15 protein-coding genes and 1 pseudogene are annotated in these 14,019 nt (G+C 70.0%); 9 read left to right on the top strand and 7 right to left on the bottom strand.

Going from position 1 to position 14,019, the window contains the following annotated elements; genetic code table 11:
* The 4 genes and pseudogenes from IFT89_RS17690 to IFT89_RS17675 form a co-directional block, all read right to left on the bottom strand.
* Positions 1 to 410, bottom strand: a pseudogene (locus IFT89_RS17690) (hypothetical protein); the annotation flags it as partial.
* Positions 411 to 534: 124 nt separating this feature from the next.
* The gene (locus IFT89_RS17685; RefSeq protein WP_202939614.1) at positions 535 to 1,269 is read right to left on the bottom strand and encodes a FadR/GntR family transcriptional regulator; all 735 of its coding nucleotides are present in this window, start codon (positions 1,267 to 1,269) and stop codon (positions 535 to 537) included.
* 41 nt (positions 1,270 to 1,310) lie between these two features.
* Positions 1,311 to 2,777, bottom strand: a complete 1,467-nt coding sequence (locus tag IFT89_RS17680; RefSeq protein WP_202939613.1) for an APC family permease — start codon at positions 2,775 to 2,777, stop codon at positions 1,311 to 1,313.
* A gap of 61 nt (positions 2,778 to 2,838) precedes the next feature.
* Positions 2,839 to 3,618 (bottom strand): carbon-nitrogen hydrolase family protein, encoded by a 780-nt coding sequence (locus tag IFT89_RS17675; RefSeq protein ID WP_192019546.1) that lies wholly within the window; start codon positions 3,616 to 3,618, stop codon positions 2,839 to 2,841.
* A gap of 116 nt (positions 3,619 to 3,734) precedes the next feature.
* Here IFT89_RS17675 and IFT89_RS17670 point away from each other — a divergent pair, with 116 nt between their 5' ends.
* The 3 genes from IFT89_RS17670 to IFT89_RS17660 all read left to right on the top strand — a co-directional run bounded on the left by IFT89_RS17670 (position 3,735) and on the right by IFT89_RS17660 (position 5,792).
* The gene (locus tag IFT89_RS17670; protein ID WP_202939616.1) at positions 3,735 to 4,799 is read left to right on the top strand and encodes an NAD(P)H-dependent flavin oxidoreductase; all 1,065 of its coding nucleotides are present in this window, start codon (positions 3,735 to 3,737) and stop codon (positions 4,797 to 4,799) included.
* A gap of 70 nt (positions 4,800 to 4,869) precedes the next feature.
* Positions 4,870 to 5,529, top strand: coding sequence for a hypothetical protein (locus IFT89_RS17665; RefSeq protein ID WP_192003894.1), 660 nt, complete (start codon positions 4,870 to 4,872; stop codon positions 5,527 to 5,529).
* Entirely contained in the window at positions 5,526 to 5,792 is a 267-nt protein-coding gene (locus IFT89_RS17660; RefSeq protein ID WP_056010480.1) for a hypothetical protein, read from the top strand. Before IFT89_RS17665 ends, IFT89_RS17660 begins: the two co-directional genes overlap by 4 nt.
* A 193-nt stretch (positions 5,793 to 5,985) precedes the next feature.
* Here IFT89_RS17660 and purB read toward each other — a convergent pair whose 3' ends face one another.
* Together purB and IFT89_RS17650 are read right to left on the bottom strand one after the other, a co-directional pair.
* The gene (purB, locus tag IFT89_RS17655) at positions 5,986 to 7,368 is read right to left on the bottom strand and encodes an adenylosuccinate lyase (protein WP_064296029.1); all 1,383 of its coding nucleotides are present in this window, start codon (positions 7,366 to 7,368) and stop codon (positions 5,986 to 5,988) included.
* On the bottom strand, positions 7,365 to 7,892 hold the full coding sequence (locus IFT89_RS17650) for a low molecular weight protein-tyrosine-phosphatase (protein ID WP_079704175.1): 528 nt from the start codon (positions 7,890 to 7,892) through the stop codon (positions 7,365 to 7,367). The genes purB and IFT89_RS17650 overlap by 4 nt, the downstream gene beginning before the upstream one ends.
* A gap of 206 nt (positions 7,893 to 8,098) precedes the next feature.
* On the opposite strand from IFT89_RS17650, the gene IFT89_RS17645 reads away from it, so the two are divergent.
* Positions 8,099 to 8,377, top strand: a complete 279-nt coding sequence (locus IFT89_RS17645) for a hypothetical protein (protein WP_191939858.1) — start codon at positions 8,099 to 8,101, stop codon at positions 8,375 to 8,377.
* Positions 8,374 to 9,828: a hypothetical protein gene (locus tag IFT89_RS17640; RefSeq protein ID WP_192019545.1), complete on the top strand. Its 1,455-nt coding sequence runs from the start codon at positions 8,374 to 8,376 to the stop codon at positions 9,826 to 9,828. Before IFT89_RS17645 ends, IFT89_RS17640 begins: the two co-directional genes overlap by 4 nt.
* Before the next feature lie 29 nt (positions 9,829 to 9,857).
* Here the strand turns inward: IFT89_RS17640 and IFT89_RS17635 are convergent, their stop codons facing one another.
* Positions 9,858 to 10,250: a phage holin family protein gene (locus IFT89_RS17635; RefSeq protein WP_191939856.1), complete on the bottom strand. Its 393-nt coding sequence runs from the start codon at positions 10,248 to 10,250 to the stop codon at positions 9,858 to 9,860.
* A gap of 100 nt (positions 10,251 to 10,350) precedes the next feature.
* On the opposite strand from IFT89_RS17635, the gene IFT89_RS17630 reads away from it, so the two are divergent.
* The 4 genes from IFT89_RS17630 to IFT89_RS17615 form a co-directional block, all read left to right on the top strand.
* Positions 10,351 to 11,502 (top strand): histidinol-phosphate transaminase, encoded by a 1,152-nt coding sequence (locus IFT89_RS17630; RefSeq protein ID WP_307783543.1) that lies wholly within the window; start codon positions 10,351 to 10,353, stop codon positions 11,500 to 11,502.
* Positions 11,499 to 12,638 (top strand): thiamine pyrophosphate-dependent dehydrogenase E1 component subunit alpha, encoded by a 1,140-nt coding sequence (locus tag IFT89_RS17625; protein ID WP_086472326.1) that lies wholly within the window; start codon positions 11,499 to 11,501, stop codon positions 12,636 to 12,638. The genes IFT89_RS17630 and IFT89_RS17625 overlap by 4 nt, the downstream gene beginning before the upstream one ends.
* Positions 12,635 to 13,615 carry an alpha-ketoacid dehydrogenase subunit beta gene (locus tag IFT89_RS17620; RefSeq protein WP_079704170.1) on the top strand — a complete coding sequence of 327 codons (981 nt, stop codon included), beginning with the start codon at positions 12,635 to 12,637 and terminating at the stop codon, positions 13,613 to 13,615. Before IFT89_RS17625 ends, IFT89_RS17620 begins: the two co-directional genes overlap by 4 nt.
* A 26-nt stretch (positions 13,616 to 13,641) precedes the next feature.
* Positions 13,642 to 14,019: biotin/lipoyl-containing protein (locus tag IFT89_RS17615; protein ID WP_307783542.1), on the top strand; the 378-nt coding region annotated here is incomplete at its 3' end.

The following is a 14,019-nucleotide window of genomic DNA, read 5'->3' as shown; positions in this document are numbered from 1 at the left end:
GCACGGGGCGGTGTCTGCGGCTGAGCCGGGGCCGGGCGGGCGGGCGCCGGCTGGGAGGGGGTGGGCGGTGGCGCCTGGATGAGCGGCACCCGTTGCGCCGGTGCGGGCGGTGGCGTGGTCCGTTGCGCGGTGCGCGCGGGCGCTGCGGACTGCGGCTCCTCCTGCAGTTCGCCGTCGACACCGATGAGGAGCACGGTGACGCTCGTGGGGTCGGTCACCGTCACGCGGATCGGTCGACCCGACTTCCGGGCCTCCGCCTGCATCAGTTCGACGAGCTGGCGGCGGGCCGTTCCCGCGTCGGTGGCGGTCAGGTACTGCTCGGCGGTGCCGACGCGGAACACGCCGGAATTGTCCGCCAGCAGCGATGCCGTCATCGGCGGGAAGTCCTGTATCGAGGCCTTGTCGATCATGCTCTCACTCCTTCGCGGCGGGGGTGAACCCGTCCCCACTATGCCTTAGTACGGCGCATGTCGGATTTCCGGCCCCAGCCGTGACGCCTCGCCGAGGGCGCGCCTTCGATCGTCTCCAAGCGCTTCACGGAGTGGATTGCGCGCCGTCGGTGTGGCCCGCGAGGCCGACGTACATCGAGCGGTGGAGCTCCGCGACGTGGTCGAAGGCCAGGCGACTCGCTGCTGCCGCATCGCCGTCACGGAGCGCGGCGACGAGCAGAGCATGCTCCTCGTTCGACGCGCGCAGGTACTCGATCCGGTAGGGGATGAAGTAGGAGTACAGCTCGCGGGACACGCGGTCGTGGAGGTCGGCCGCCCCCGGCACGCCTGCCGACACCGCCAGCTCGGCGTGGAACGCCGCATCGGCTTCGCGGAACCTGCTCCAGTCCGGCTCCGTTCGCATGGTCGCCACGAGGTCGTCGAGTCGACGCAGGGACGACGCTTCCGGTTCGGCCGCCGAGAGCGCCGCCAGCCCGGCTTCGAGCGTCGCGCGCTGGTCGATGAGCGCGTGCACGTGGACGGCGTCCTCGCGGTAGGCGGCGATCTCGGGCACGGTGCCCACCGCGGGCGCATCCGCGACGAACGTGCCACCCGTGTTGCCCTGCCTCCGGACGACGACGCCCTCGTCGCTCAACGCCCGATAGGCGCGCCGCACCGACATCTCGCTGACCCCGAACGCTCGAGCCGCTTCCTCGGGTGCCGGGAGCCGTTGGCCGGGCACCAGCATCCCGAGCTCCAGCGCCAGCGAGATGCGCGCGCGGACGGTGTCGACGGCGGTCGTCCGGCGGATCGCTCCGAGTGAGGGCGAACCCAGATCCATGGCACCCTCGTCTCGTCGCTGATCGACTCCGCGACCCTGGGTCAGCCGGCGGTCGGTTGGTCGGCGGTCGCCTCGCTCACCGCGCCGTCCGGCTCGGCGTCCAGAGGGAACCGCTTCCCCAACACGATACCGATCAGCATGGCGACCACGGGGATGAGGGCGAGCACGACACTCACGGTGACGCTTCCGCCGGTGACGAGCGTGAAGTTCGACAGCACGAGCCACAGCGCGAATGCGAGTCCGACCACCGCGAGGATCGGGAACACCCGCGCACCCCAGGTGCGGCCGGGGACCAGCTCGGGTCGGCGCGCGAAGAACACGAGGACGGCGATCGAGGTCGTCAGCATGAGCAGCACCATCCCGACGGTCGCCACCCCGGCCATGGATCCGAAGACCCCGACGAGCGGGTCGAGGCCGGCGAGGGCGAGCCCGGCGAGGACGATGGCCGCCGTCACCGTCTGCACGATCGAGGAGGTCGACGGGGAGTGGTGTGCGGGGTGGCGCCGGCCGAGGCGGGCGGGCAGCACCGACTTCTGTGCCAGCGTGAACTGGTAGCGCGCGATGACGTTGTGGAAGGACAGCACGCACGCGAACAGGCTTGTGATGAGCAGCACCTGGACGACGTCGCGCATGATCGGGCCGAGGTAGGTCGTCGTCGTGTCGAGCAGGAGGTTGCCCTCGCCGGCGAGCGTCTGTTGGGCGACAGCGACGGCGTTCCCTGCGCCGACGCCCGTCACGAGCGCCCAGCAGGAGATGGCGTAGAACACGCCGATGATGACGACGGCCAGGTACGTGGCCCGCGGGATGGTGCGTTCCGGGTTGCGCGCCTCGTCCCGGAAGACCGCGGTCGCCTCGAATCCGATGAAGCCGGTGAGGGCGAAGAGCACGGCGACGCCGATCCCACCGGTGAAGATGTTGGCGGGGTCGAAGGTCTCGACCGCGATGCCGTCCGCGCCGCCCGTCGCGAAGATGACGACGTCGAGCACGACGACCACGAGGATCTCGAGCGTCAGGGCGATGCCCAGCACCTTCGCGCTCAGGTCGATGTGCCGGTAGCCGAGCACCGCCACGATCGCCATCGTCGCGAAGGAGTACAGCCACCAGGGCAGGCTCGGGCCGCCGAAGTACGTGACGAGGTCGTCGAGCGCCCACCCCATGTAGCCGTACACGCCCACCTGGATCGCCGTGTAGGCCACGAGCGCGGTGAACGCGGAGCCGAGACCGAGGCGTGAGCCGAGTCCGGCCGTCACGTAGGAGAAGAACGCGCCGGCCTCGCGGACGAACGGCGTCATGGTGACGAAGCCGACGGAGAAGACGAGGAGGATGACGGCCGCGAGGGCGAAGCCGATCGGGGCTCCGGCGCCGTTCCCGGTGCCGATCGCGATGGGGACGTTGCCGCCGATCACGGTGAGTGGTGCGGCGGCGGCGATCACCATGAAGACGATGGAGCCGGTACCGAGCTGGCCGTCGAGGCGCTGACGCGGCTCGGCGATGGGGTTCACGGTCATGAGGTCACTTTCCAGGGGAGTCGGGGGACTCGGAGGGGGAGGGGAGGAAGGACGGGATCCTTCAATACAGCTCGGCGCGGCGGTCGGCGAGGTAGGGGTTCTCCTGCCTGGCGCGCTTGGTGGCCTCGGGATCGATCGTGGCGATCATGAGACCGACGGCGTCCCCGTCGAGCGCGTCGAGGACCACGCCGTCCGGGCCGACGATGCTGCTGCGGCCGACGTAGGTGAGGTCCCCTTCGGAACCGACGCGGTTGACGTAGACGAGGTGGACCTGGTTCTCCCAGGCGCGCACCGGGATGAGCCGCTCGGCGATGTGTGCGTACGGCTCCATCTGCGCGGTGGGGACGATCACGACGTCGGCGCCGTCGAGGGCTGCCGCGCGGACGGTCTCGGGGAACTCGACGTCGTAACAGATGAGGACGGCGACGCGGACGCCGCCCAGGTCGACGGTCGGTGCGAGAGTGTCACCGGCCACGAAGAGCTGTCGGTCGAGCTCGCCGAACAGGTGCGTCTTGCGGTACCGGAGCAGCTCCGTCCCGTCAGGACCGACGAGGACGAGGGCGTTCGCGACGGCTCCGCCGGGGAGTGGTTCGGGCAGGCCGGCGAGGATCGCGATCCCGGTCTCGTCGGCGATGGCGGCGACCCGGTCGACCAGCTCCGGGGTGGCGAGCGGGGCGAGGCGGTCGCCGAGGTTGTAGCCGGTGACGAACATCTCGGGGGTGACGAGCAGATCCGCGCCGCGATCCGATGCCTGTCTGGCGGCGTCGGCGACGAGCGCGAGGTTCGCCTCGACGTCTCCGGGGACGCCGTGGTGCTGCAGTCCGGCGATGGTCAGGGTCATGGCGGTGGAGTTCCTCTGTGGGCGTGCGTCGATGCACTCAGTAAACAGCTCAAAGTGAGTTGTTTGATGTCCATCATGTTTCGATCCGGTTTCACCCGCAAGAGGCGAGGGACATACTGGGGGGCGTGCGTGCCCTTCCTGTCGACGTCCCGATCGTGCTCGGCCCCTTCGGAGGTCTGTCCTCCGTCGAGCTCACCGCGACGGTGAGTGAGCTGGGCGGCCTCGGTTCCTTCGGTCTGTACGGTTATGACGCCGAGCGCATCGAGCGGACGGTCACGGCGCTCCGCGAGCGGACCGCGGCGCCCTTCGCACTGAACCTGTGGCTGCCGCGTGGCGACGAGCTGTCGCCCGACGACTCCGAGGCGTCCTTCGCAGCCGCGGTCGAGGCGCTCCGACCCGTGTTCGACGAGTTGTCGCTCGAGCTGCCCGATCGCCCGGCCCGGTACGTGCCGCCCTTCGACGAGCAGATCGAGGCCGTCCTGGAGGCGCGGCCCGCCGTGGTCAGCTTCGTCTTCGGGGTTCCACCGCGGCCGGTGGTCGACGCGGCGCACGAGCGGGGCATCGTCGTGGTCGGGACGGCGACCACGGTTGCCGAGGGACTCGCCCTGCAGGAGGGCGGCGTCGACGTCGTCGTCGGCACGGGCATGGAGGCCGGCGGCCACCGCGTCTCGTTCCTGCGAGCAGCCGAGGACTCCCTCGTCGGCCTGGTCGCCCTGATCCCGCAGCTCGTCGACGCCTTGGACGTCCCGGTGATCGCCGCCGGCGGTATCGCCGACCGACGTGGTGTCGCTGCCGCACGGGCCCTCGGCGCCGCCGGCGTGCAGGTCGGGACCGCCTTCCTCCGCACGAGCGTCTCCGCCGCGACGGCCGAGCATCGGGCGGCCATCGTCTCGACGCCCGCCGACGGCACCGTCCTCACGCGCGCGATGAGCGGCAGGCTCGGCCGGGGTGTCCCGAACCGGGTGCTGCGTGAGATCGAGGCGTCCGGGGTCGTCGCCCCGTTCCCGGTCCAGAACTGGCTGACCGGGCGGTTCCGCACCGTCGCCTCCGAGCGGGGCGTCGCGGACCTCCAGGGCTTCTGGGCTGGGCAGGCGTCACTGCTGACCCGCGATCGGGCCGATGCTGCGGCCGTCTTCGCTGAACTCGCCGCGGGCCTGTCGGTCCCACCCAGGGCACCCTGACCCCGGTCCGCGTCCCCCGCAGGACCGCGTAAGCTGGAGAGGACTTCCTGCAAGAGATGAGACGTTCACCGTGCCCAGCATTCCGTTCGACGGCGCCAAGCACGATCGGTACTGGATGGTCCCGATCCTGCGCGCGGTGATCGCGCTCGCCACGGCGGGGGTCGTCACCTTCACGCAGGGCCACTCTTCGCAGTTCGGCCTCGTGGTCTTCGGGGTCTTCACGCTGCTGTCCGGCGCGATCGTCGGCGCCTTCGCCTTCCCGAACTTCTCCGACACCGTGACGCGCGCGTTCTTCCTCGGCCAGGGCGTCATCGGCGTCGTGACCGGCGTCTTCTCGCTGCTCGTGAGCGGCGGCGGGCTGAGCATCTTCCTCTACGTCGTCACCCTGTGGGCGGCCCTCACCGGATTCCTCGAGCTGTACAGCGGGATCCGCTGGCGCGGACGCCTCGCCGCGGCGAAGGACTGGACCGCGGTCGGTGCCTTCACGGTGCTGCTCGCCATCGCGACGCTCCTCGTCCCGCCCGGACTCGAGCAGCGATTCGCCGCCCCGGGAGGTGTCGAGGGTGTCCTCCGTGCGGACATCGTCGTCGTCGGCCTCGTCGGAGCATACGCCGCGATCATCGGCGTCTACCTCGTCATCGGCGGACTGTCGCTGCGGTGGGCGGGCAAGCGCCCGGTCACCGGCGCAGCCACCGACGACACCACCGGCACGGCTGGAGCCGCATCATGAGCAAGCCCAACCGCGACGACGTCCTGCGGCCGATCGAGCTCCTCGTGCTCTCGGGCGTCATGGGGGTCTTCACCGGCGTCGTCGTCCTGATGTCGACCCGCGAGATCGTCCTGTCGCTCATCGGCCTGGGCATCGCGTTCATCGCCTCGCTCGTCGTCCTCGCGATGCTGGCGCTCGCCGTGAAGCCCGACTTCCAGGAGAAGCTCGACCTCGACGAGCAGGACGGCGACGACAAGCGTCCGCCGCGCCCCTCCGGTCACTGACCGTCTCGTCCCTCCGGCCCTGAGTGCTCCCTCCGGTCCTTCGGCGTCTTGCCGGGTCCCGCGCGTTCCCTCCGGTCCCTGAGCGTTCCTTCCGGTCCCTGAGCGTTCCTTCCGGTCCCTGAGCTTGTCGAAGGGCGCACGCCGACAGGCTCGGTGCTCGGTCTCCCGTTCCCCGAGCCTGTCGATGGGCGACCTACGGCAGGTAGTCCACCAGGTCGTCGGAGAGCCCGAGGTACGTCGCCGGGGTGAGCTCGAGCAGGCGCTGCTTCGCGGCGTCGCCGATGTCGAGCTTGGAGACGAACTCGACGAGCTCCGCCTGGCCGAGACGCTTGCCGCGCGTGAGTTCCTTGAGGAGCGCGTAGGGGTCCTCGATGCTCGAGCGACCCGCGGTCACCTCGGCGCGGATGACCGTCTGGATGGCCTCCGCGAGCACCTCCCAGTTGTGGTCGAGGTCCGCGGCGAGCACGTCCTCCGCGAGGTCGATCTGCCCGAGGCCGCCGAGGATGTTGTCGAGGGCGAGCAGCGAGTGGCCGAACCCGACACCGATGTTGCGCTGGGCGCTCGAGTCGGTGAGGTCGCGCTGGAGTCGCGAGGTGACGAGGGTGGCGGCCAGGGAGTCGAGGATCGCGCTCGACAGCTCCAGGTTCGCTTCGGCGTTCTCGAAGCGGATCGGGTTGACCTTGTGCGGCATGGTCGACGAGCCGGTGGCGCCCGCGACCGGGATCTGTCGGAAGTAGCCGATGGAGATGTACGTCCACATGTCCGTGGCGAGGTTGTGCAGCACGCGGTTGGCATGGGAGATCTTGCCGTAGAGCTCGGCCTGCCAGTCGTGCGACTCGATCTGCGTCGTCAGCGGGTTCCAGTCGAGGCCGAGTCCCTCGACGAACTCGCGCGAGATGGCGGGCCAGTCCGCGTCGGGATCGGCGACGACATGGGCGGCGAAGGTGCCGGTCGCGCCGGAGAACTTGCCGAGGTACTCGTTCGCCTCGATCTGCAGGGCGATGCGCTCGAGTCGGTAGACGGTGACGGCGAGCTCGCGGCCCATCGTGGTGGGCGTCGCCGGCTGGCCGTGCGTGCGGGCGAGCATCGGGACGGCCCGGAAGTCGACGGCCTTGGTGCGCAGGGAGTCGAGGACGAGGCGCAGCTTCGGCAGCCAGATGGCGCGGACGGCCTGCGACACGGTGAGCGCGTAGGAGAGGTTGTTGATGTCCTCGCTCGTGCAGGCGATGTGGGTGAGTTCGGCGATGCGGTCGAGCCCGAGCTCGGACAGGCGGTGGCGCACGAGGTATTCGACGGCCTTCACATCGTGACGCGTGACGGCCTCCTTCTCGGCCAGCCAGTCGATGTCGGCCTGGCCGAAGTCGAGGTAGAGCGCGCGGAGCTGCTCGATCTCCGCCGGGGTGAGCGGGGAGGAGCCGAACATGGAGTGCTCGGTGAGGTAGACGAGCCACTCGACCTCGACCTGCACGCGGGCGCGGTTCAGGCCGGCCTCCGAGAGGTACTCTCCGAGCGCCGTCACGGCGGGGCGGTAGCGACCGTCGAGCGGGCTGAGCGGCTGGGCGGGGAATTCGGTCATGGGGTGGCTCCCTGGGTCAGTGCTGGTTCGAGCTGGTGGAAGAGGGATCTGCAGGCATGGTCGATCATGCCGAGGACGGTCTCGAACATCTGGGCGTCCGAGTAGTAGGGGTCGGGCACGTCGCGGGTCCCGGAGGTGCTGTCGAAGCTCAGGAGCAGGTGCACCTTGGAACGGTCGGCGTCGTTGCCCGCCCAAGCCCGCAGGATGCGTTCGTGACTGCGGTCGAGGGCGACGACGAGGTCGTAACTGTCGAAGCGGTCGGGGTCGAACTGCTTGGCCCGGTGGGCGGTGGCGTCGTGGCCGTGCGCTCGCAGCGCGGTGACCGTGCGGTGGTCGGCGTGCTCGCCGACGTGCCAGTCGCCGGTGCCGGCGGAGGAGACCTCCACCACCCGCTCCAGCCCGGCGGCCGCGACGAGGTCGGTGAAGACGCTCTCGGCCATCGGGGATCGACAGATGTTGCCCGCGCAGACGAAGCACACGCGGAACGGGGTCGTGCCGGGGTCGGCCTCCCCGAGGGTGTTCATGCGTCTATTCTGGCCGACCGCGCCCGAGCCGTCGAACCGTTCTCAGCTGACTCCGCTCCACAGCTTCACTCCGGTCGGCTTCCTCCACATCAGCACGGTGTGCTGGCGTGACCGCTCCGCCGGTTGGGCAGAGTCGAGCGTGATGCCGGCGGTGGGCGGGCGGAGGGCGAGGGGACATGGCGTTGGAGTACTACGACCCGTTTGCGATGGATTCCCCGTCGGAATGGACTGCGGAGGAGGCCCTCGCGGTACTTGAGTCGCGAGCGCAGTGCGTCGACGCCGTCCTGAGCGCGCTGAGCACCGGCATCACGGACTTCATGCACGGGCGATCCGGATTGGACTGGGTAGGGCCGGCGGCGATGGAGTTCTCCTGGGCGGCGGACGACCTCGTCGGGCGGTTGCGTGAAGCAGCGTCGGCGCTCGACGAGGCGCTTCGGAGATCGCTCGGAGCCGCTGGGACCATCTCGGCTGGGAGCCTCCGGTGAGCGACGACCTCGTGCTCCGTGGTGGAGGGGTGGTCGCCGTCGCGACGGACGGCCATCTGAACCTCGCGCGCACCCTGGTTTCGCTCGGCGCCTCATGCGAGGAATGGGCAGGGCGGCTTGACGCCGTGGGTCGCATGGACACCTCCCATGCGCCGACCGGACCGCTCCTGGTCCCACAGCTCGACGGAGAGGCGGGCCGGGAGTCCGCCGCGCGGGCAGCAGCCCTGCTCAGGCAAGCCGGGGGCGAGGCGACTCACCTCGGAGAACGACTCCTCCTGTCGGCTGAGGCGTACGGCGACATCGAGCGCACGGTCGCGTCCCTCTTTGAGCTGACCGATGGCGCCAACGCCTGGGCCCTGGGCGCATCTCCAGCGTCCTGGGTGCCCGGCGCTGTCGGTATCGGAGCCGTGCTGCTGCTCGGATCCGTCGTCCGCGCGGTCGTCGGCGCGGTGTCGGAAGGGGCAGGCGAGCAGTTCGACGCCACCGCCGAACGGGGCTTGCGTGACCTCATGGCCACACCGCTCTTTGCGGATGCGGTGCGTCGCATCGTCTCGTCGGCGGATGAGTGGTTGGTCGGGGCCGGGGGGCTCCCCGCCGGCATCCTCTCCATGATGGCCACTGCCGACGGGGTGCCGGGCGTCGCGCTCGCCGCCTTGGTCGTGGCGCGCACTGCCGATGCGACCGGCGTCCTGACGGCCTCCGGGGTGCGGACATCTCCCGTCCCTCGGGCAGACGGCGAGGACGACCGCGTCTCCCCGCCGACGACGTACGAGGAGCTGGCCCGACGGATGCCGCACGGAGGGGAGGGGAGCCCCCAGATCCGGGTCGAGCGGCATGTCGACGCCACCGGGTCGGAGCAGTGGATCGTGTGGTCGGGCGGCACGATCGACACGGGTCTTCCGAACACCGGATCGGAGCCGTGGGACAACCAGAGCAATCTGGACGCCGTCGCCGCTTCAGCCCTCCCGGGTCTCGCCGCCGACAGCACGAGGGCGACCCTCGACGCCATGGAACTCGCAGGTGTCCCGAAAGGAGCATCGGTGCTGCACGTCGGGTACTCGCAGGGTGGGATCGTCGCGGCAGCCATCGCAGCCAGCGGTGACTACGACTCGTCGCTCGTCACCTTCGGGGCGCCGGTCAACACGATCGTCTTCGACGAAGACGTGCCGCGAGCGCACTTCGAGCACACGGAGGACGTCATCCCAGCGCTGTCAGGGCGCCGTCAGGGCCAGCCTGATGGAGGAACGGTCGTCAGCCGGTCGCTGTTCGACGGTGCGCCTCCGCCGAGCGGCGACGACCCGCTGCCGGCCCACCGGCTCGAGAACTACCGAGACACGGCGCGGCTCGCCGACGCGTCGTCGGATCCGCGCCTCCAGGAAGTCGTCAAGCCGCTCTCCGAGCTCGCCGGTGACGGCGAGACATCGCAGTACCGAGCGGATCGAGTGGAGTGAACCGCAATCGGATGAGTTCTTCGCGCCGGTCAGTCCTTGGTCTTCGGGCGGATGACGATGCCGAGCAGCCAGTTCACGATCGAGATGACGATCGCCCCGAGGACGCCCCACCAGAAGCCGTCGACGGTCAGGCCGAACCCGAACCAGCCGCTGATGCCCGCGGTGATGAGGAGGAGGAGTCCGTTAATGAGGAGCCCGATCAGACCGAGCGTGAGGATGTAGAGGGGGAACGCGAGCACCTTGATGACCGAACCGATGATGGTGTTCACGACCGCGAAGATGAGCGCGACGAGCGCGAAGGTCAGGATCGTCTCCAGCGTGCCGCCAGGCGCGTACGGCGTCACGTTCACACCGGCGACGATGAGGGTCGTGACCCAGATGGCGAAGCCGTTGACGATCAGGTTCAGCAGAAAACGTCCCATGAGGGCAATCCTCCCACCCTTGCCACAGCGGGCAAAGGGCCGATTCGGACCGGCGCACTGCATTCCGACGCAGGTATCCTTCGCGGCCTAGACTCGTCGAGTGAGTGACAACCTGCCAACCACCGCCCAGCCGGCCGCTCAGCCGGGCCGGAGCCCGGTCCGTCTCCGTCCGGAGATCGCAGATCTGCCGCCCTACCGTCAGGGCAAGCCGGCCGCACCCGACGCCTTCAAGCTCTCCAGCAACGAGGTCCCGTTCCCGCCGCTCGACGCCGTCCTCTCGGCCATCACCGACACGGCTGCGGACTCCCACCGCTACCCCGACGGCGCCGCACTCGCATTGCGCACGGCGCTCGCCGAAGCCAACGGGGTCACGCCGGAACGCATCCACATCGGGGCGGGCTCGGTCGCACTCCTCAGCCAGTTCATCACCGCGACCGCCGGTCCGGGAGACGAGGTCGTCTTCGCCTGGCGCTCCTTCGAGGCCTACCCGGGTCTCGTGACCGTCGCCGGAGCAACATCGGTGCGCGTCCCGAACCGGCCCGACGGCTCCCACGACCTCGAGGCGATGGCCGCAGCCGTCACCGACCGCACCCGCGTCGTCATCGTCTGCACGCCGAACAACCCCACCGGCCCGGTCGTCGAGCGCGCCGCCTTCCTCGCCTTCCTCCGCTCCGTGCCGTCCGACGTGCTCGTCCTCCTCGACGAGGCCTACCGCGAGTTCGTCACCGACGACGACGCCGTCAACGGCATCCCGCTCCTCGACGAGTACCCGAACCTCGTCGTGCTCCGCACCTTCTCGAAGGCCTACGGACTCGCCGGCCTCCGCGTCGGCTGGGCCATCGGCCACGAGCTCGTCCTCGACGGCGCCCGCAACGCGGCCATCCCGCTCTCCAGCACCGCGCCGGCGCAGCAGGCGGCCATCGCCGGACTCGCGAACGCCGAGGACATCCGAGCCCGCGTCGCGGTCATCACCGCACGACGCGACGACCTCGCCGCCGCACTCCGCGAGCAGGGCTGGTTCATCCCCGCGGCACAGGGCAACTTCGTCTGGTTCGGCCTCGGCGAGCAGACGGCCGCGGCGAACGAGACCTTCCTCGCGCACGGCATCGTCGGCCGCGCCTTCCCCGGCGACGGCGTCCGCATCTCGATCGGTGAAGCCGAGTCGATCGAACCGCTCCTCGCCGCCGCTGCAGAGATCCTCGCCGGACTGCCGGCCGACCACCCGACACGAGAGGGAGTGCGCTCACGATGAGCCGTTCCGGAGACGACCCCACCGTGCCCAGCGTCCAGTTCATCGACGCGGCCGGCACCTTCGCGCCGAACGAACACGCGGAGCGCTATCAGCCGTTCCTCGATCGCCTGACCGAGACCGACCTGCAGCAGTTCTACCGAGACATGGCGAACGTCCGCGCCTTCGACATCGAGGCGACGAACCTGCAGCGCCAGGGCCAGATGGCGCTGTGGCCGCCGAGTCACGGGCAGGAGGCGGCACAGGTCGGTTCGGCCCGTGCGGCGCGAGCCCAGGACCACATCTTCCCCTCCTACCGCGAACACGTCGTCGCGATGATCCGCGGTGTCGACCCCATCGACATCGTCCGCCTCATGCGCGGCAACACGCACGGCGGCTGGGACCCGGCAGATCCGTCCAACGGCAACATGCACCTGTACACCCTCGTGCTCGCCGCTCAGACCCTGCACGCGACCGGCTACGCGATGGGCCTGAACTTCGACAAGGCCGTCGGCACCGGCGACCCCGACCGCGACACGGCCGTGCTCGTCTACTTCGGCGACGGCTCGAGCTCCGAGGGTGACGCGAACGAGGCGTACATCTACGCCGCCAGCTACCAGACGCCGCAGGTGTTCTTCCTGCAGAACAACCAGTGGGCCATCTCCGTCCCCGTCTCCCGCCAGGCCCGCGAGCCGCTCTACCAGCGCGCCGCCGGGTTCGGCCTCGACAGCGTCCGCATCGACGGCAACGACGTCCTCGCGAGCTACGCGACGGCGGCGAAGCACCTCGACGACGCCCGCGCCGGCCACGGCCCGAGCCTCATCGAGGCGATGACCTACCGCGTCGGCGCCCACACCACGAGCGACGACCCGACGAAGTACCGCACCGACGACGAACTCCAGTCCTGGATCGCCCGCGACCCGATCGTCCGGTTCAAGACGTATCTCCAGGGGCTCGGCGCCTCGGACGCGTTCTTCGCCGAGGTCGACGAAGAGGCTGCTGCGCTCGCGGAGGACACCCGCGTCCGCACGCTCGCACTCGAGGCGCCCGGTCCCGAGCTCATGTTCGAGGGCGTCTACTCCGAACCGCACCCGCTCATGGTCGAGCAGCAGGCCTGGCTCGAACGCTACGAGGCCTCGCTCGAAGGAGGCAACGCATGACGACGACCACCATGCCGATGGCGAAGGCGTTGAACGCCGGCCTGCGCAAGGCGATGACCGAGGACGACAAGGTCCTGCTGATGGGCGAGGACATCGGCCCACTCGGTGGCGTGTTCCGCGTCACCGAGGGCTTGCACGCCGAGTTCGGCGGCGACCGCGTCCTCGACACCCCGCTCGCGGAGTCCGGCATCGTCGGTACCGCGATCGGCCTCGCCATGCGCGGCTACCGTCCGGTGTGCGAGATCCAGTTCGACGGCTTCGTGTTCCCAGCCTTCAACCAGATCACGACGCAGCTCGCGAAGCTCACCAATCGGCACGAGGGCAAGCTGCAGATGCCTGTCGTCATCCGGATCCCCTACGGCGGACACATCGGCGCGGTCGAGCACCACCAGGAGAGCCCCGAGGCGTACTTCGCCCACACGGCCGGCCTGCGCGTCGTCAGCCCGTCGACCCCGAACGACGCCTACTGGATGATCCAGGAGGCCATCGCCTCGAACGACCCGGTCGTCTTCCTCGAGCCGAAGAGCCGCTACTGGCCGAAGGGCGAGGTCGACCTCGACGGCTCGGCCGCGCCACTGCACGGCAGCCGCATCGTCCGCACCGGCACGGAGGTCACCCTCGCCGGACACGGCGCCATCGTGAGCGTCATGCTGCAGGCGGCTGAACTCGCCGCCACCGAGGGCACGAGCGTCGAGGTCGTCGACATGCGCTCGTTGTCGCCCATCGACTACGACCCGCTCGTCGAATCCGTCCGCCGGACCGGCCGCCTCGTCTACGTGCAGGAGGCGCCCGGCTTCACGAGCGTCGGCTCGGAGATCGCGGCGACCGTCACCGAGCGCGCCTTCTACTCACTCGAGGCACCCGTCCTGCGGGTGTCCGGGTTCGACACCCCGTTCCCGCCGGCGAAGCTCGAAGGCGTCTACCTCCCGGATGCCGACCGCATCCTCGAGGCCGTCGATCGCTCGCTGGCGTACTGAACACCGAAGGAAGACGAGGAACCACGATGAGTGATCTCCAGTTCGAACTGCCGGACGTCGGCGAAGGCCTGACCGAGGCCGAGATCGTCGCATGGAAGGTCGCGCCGGGCGACGCCGTCTCGGTCAACCAGGTGCTGGTCGAGATCGAGACCGCGAAGTCGCTCGTCGAACTCCCGTCGCCGTTCGCCGGCACCGTCGGCGCCCTGCTCGTCCAGGAGGGCCAGACCGTCGACGTCGGGACGCCCATCATCAGCGTGAGCACCGGTGGTGGGGTGGCGACCGCCGAGCCGACCGCGCCCGCACCGGCGGTCGTCGAGTCGGAGGAGGCCACGCTGGCCGCCGACACCGCGGCGAGCGTCTCTCCCGCCGAAGAGCCGCGCCCTGGCGCCGTGCTCGTCGGATAC

Source organism: Plantibacter sp. CFBP 13570 (genome assembly GCF_014841395.1).
In the GTDB taxonomy this organism is placed as follows: Bacteria; Actinomycetota; Actinomycetes; order Actinomycetales; family Microbacteriaceae; genus Plantibacter; species Plantibacter auratus.
The sequence above is the reverse complement of the archived record's forward strand: the minus strand, read 5'-3'. Positions and strand labels throughout refer to the sequence as shown.

Bases quoted from the DNA above. Each gene is read 5' to 3' on its own strand.
- IFT89_RS17685 (WP_202939614.1), bottom strand. From the start codon at position 1,269: ATGGATCTGGGTTCGCCCTCACTCGGAGCGATCCGCCGGACGACCGCC.
- IFT89_RS17680 (WP_202939613.1), bottom strand. From the start codon at position 2,777: ATGACCGTGAACCCCATCGCCGAGCCGCGTCAGCGCCTCGACGGCCAG.
- IFT89_RS17675 (WP_192019546.1), bottom strand. From the start codon at position 3,618: ATGACCCTGACCATCGCCGGACTGCAGCACCACGGCGTCCCCGGAGAC.
- IFT89_RS17660 (WP_056010480.1), top strand. From the start codon at position 5,526: ATGAGCAAGCCCAACCGCGACGACGTCCTGCGGCCGATCGAGCTCCTC.
- purB (WP_064296029.1), bottom strand. From the start codon at position 7,368: ATGACCGAATTCCCCGCCCAGCCGCTCAGCCCGCTCGACGGTCGCTAC.
- IFT89_RS17650 (WP_079704175.1), bottom strand. From the start codon at position 7,892: ATGAACACCCTCGGGGAGGCCGACCCCGGCACGACCCCGTTCCGCGTG.
- IFT89_RS17645 (WP_191939858.1), top strand. From the start codon at position 8,099: ATGGATTCCCCGTCGGAATGGACTGCGGAGGAGGCCCTCGCGGTACTT.
- IFT89_RS17635 (WP_191939856.1), bottom strand. From the start codon at position 10,250: ATGGGACGTTTTCTGCTGAACCTGATCGTCAACGGCTTCGCCATCTGG.
- IFT89_RS17625 (WP_086472326.1), top strand. From the start codon at position 11,499: ATGAGCCGTTCCGGAGACGACCCCACCGTGCCCAGCGTCCAGTTCATC.
- IFT89_RS17620 (WP_079704170.1), top strand. From the start codon at position 12,635: ATGACGACGACCACCATGCCGATGGCGAAGGCGTTGAACGCCGGCCTG.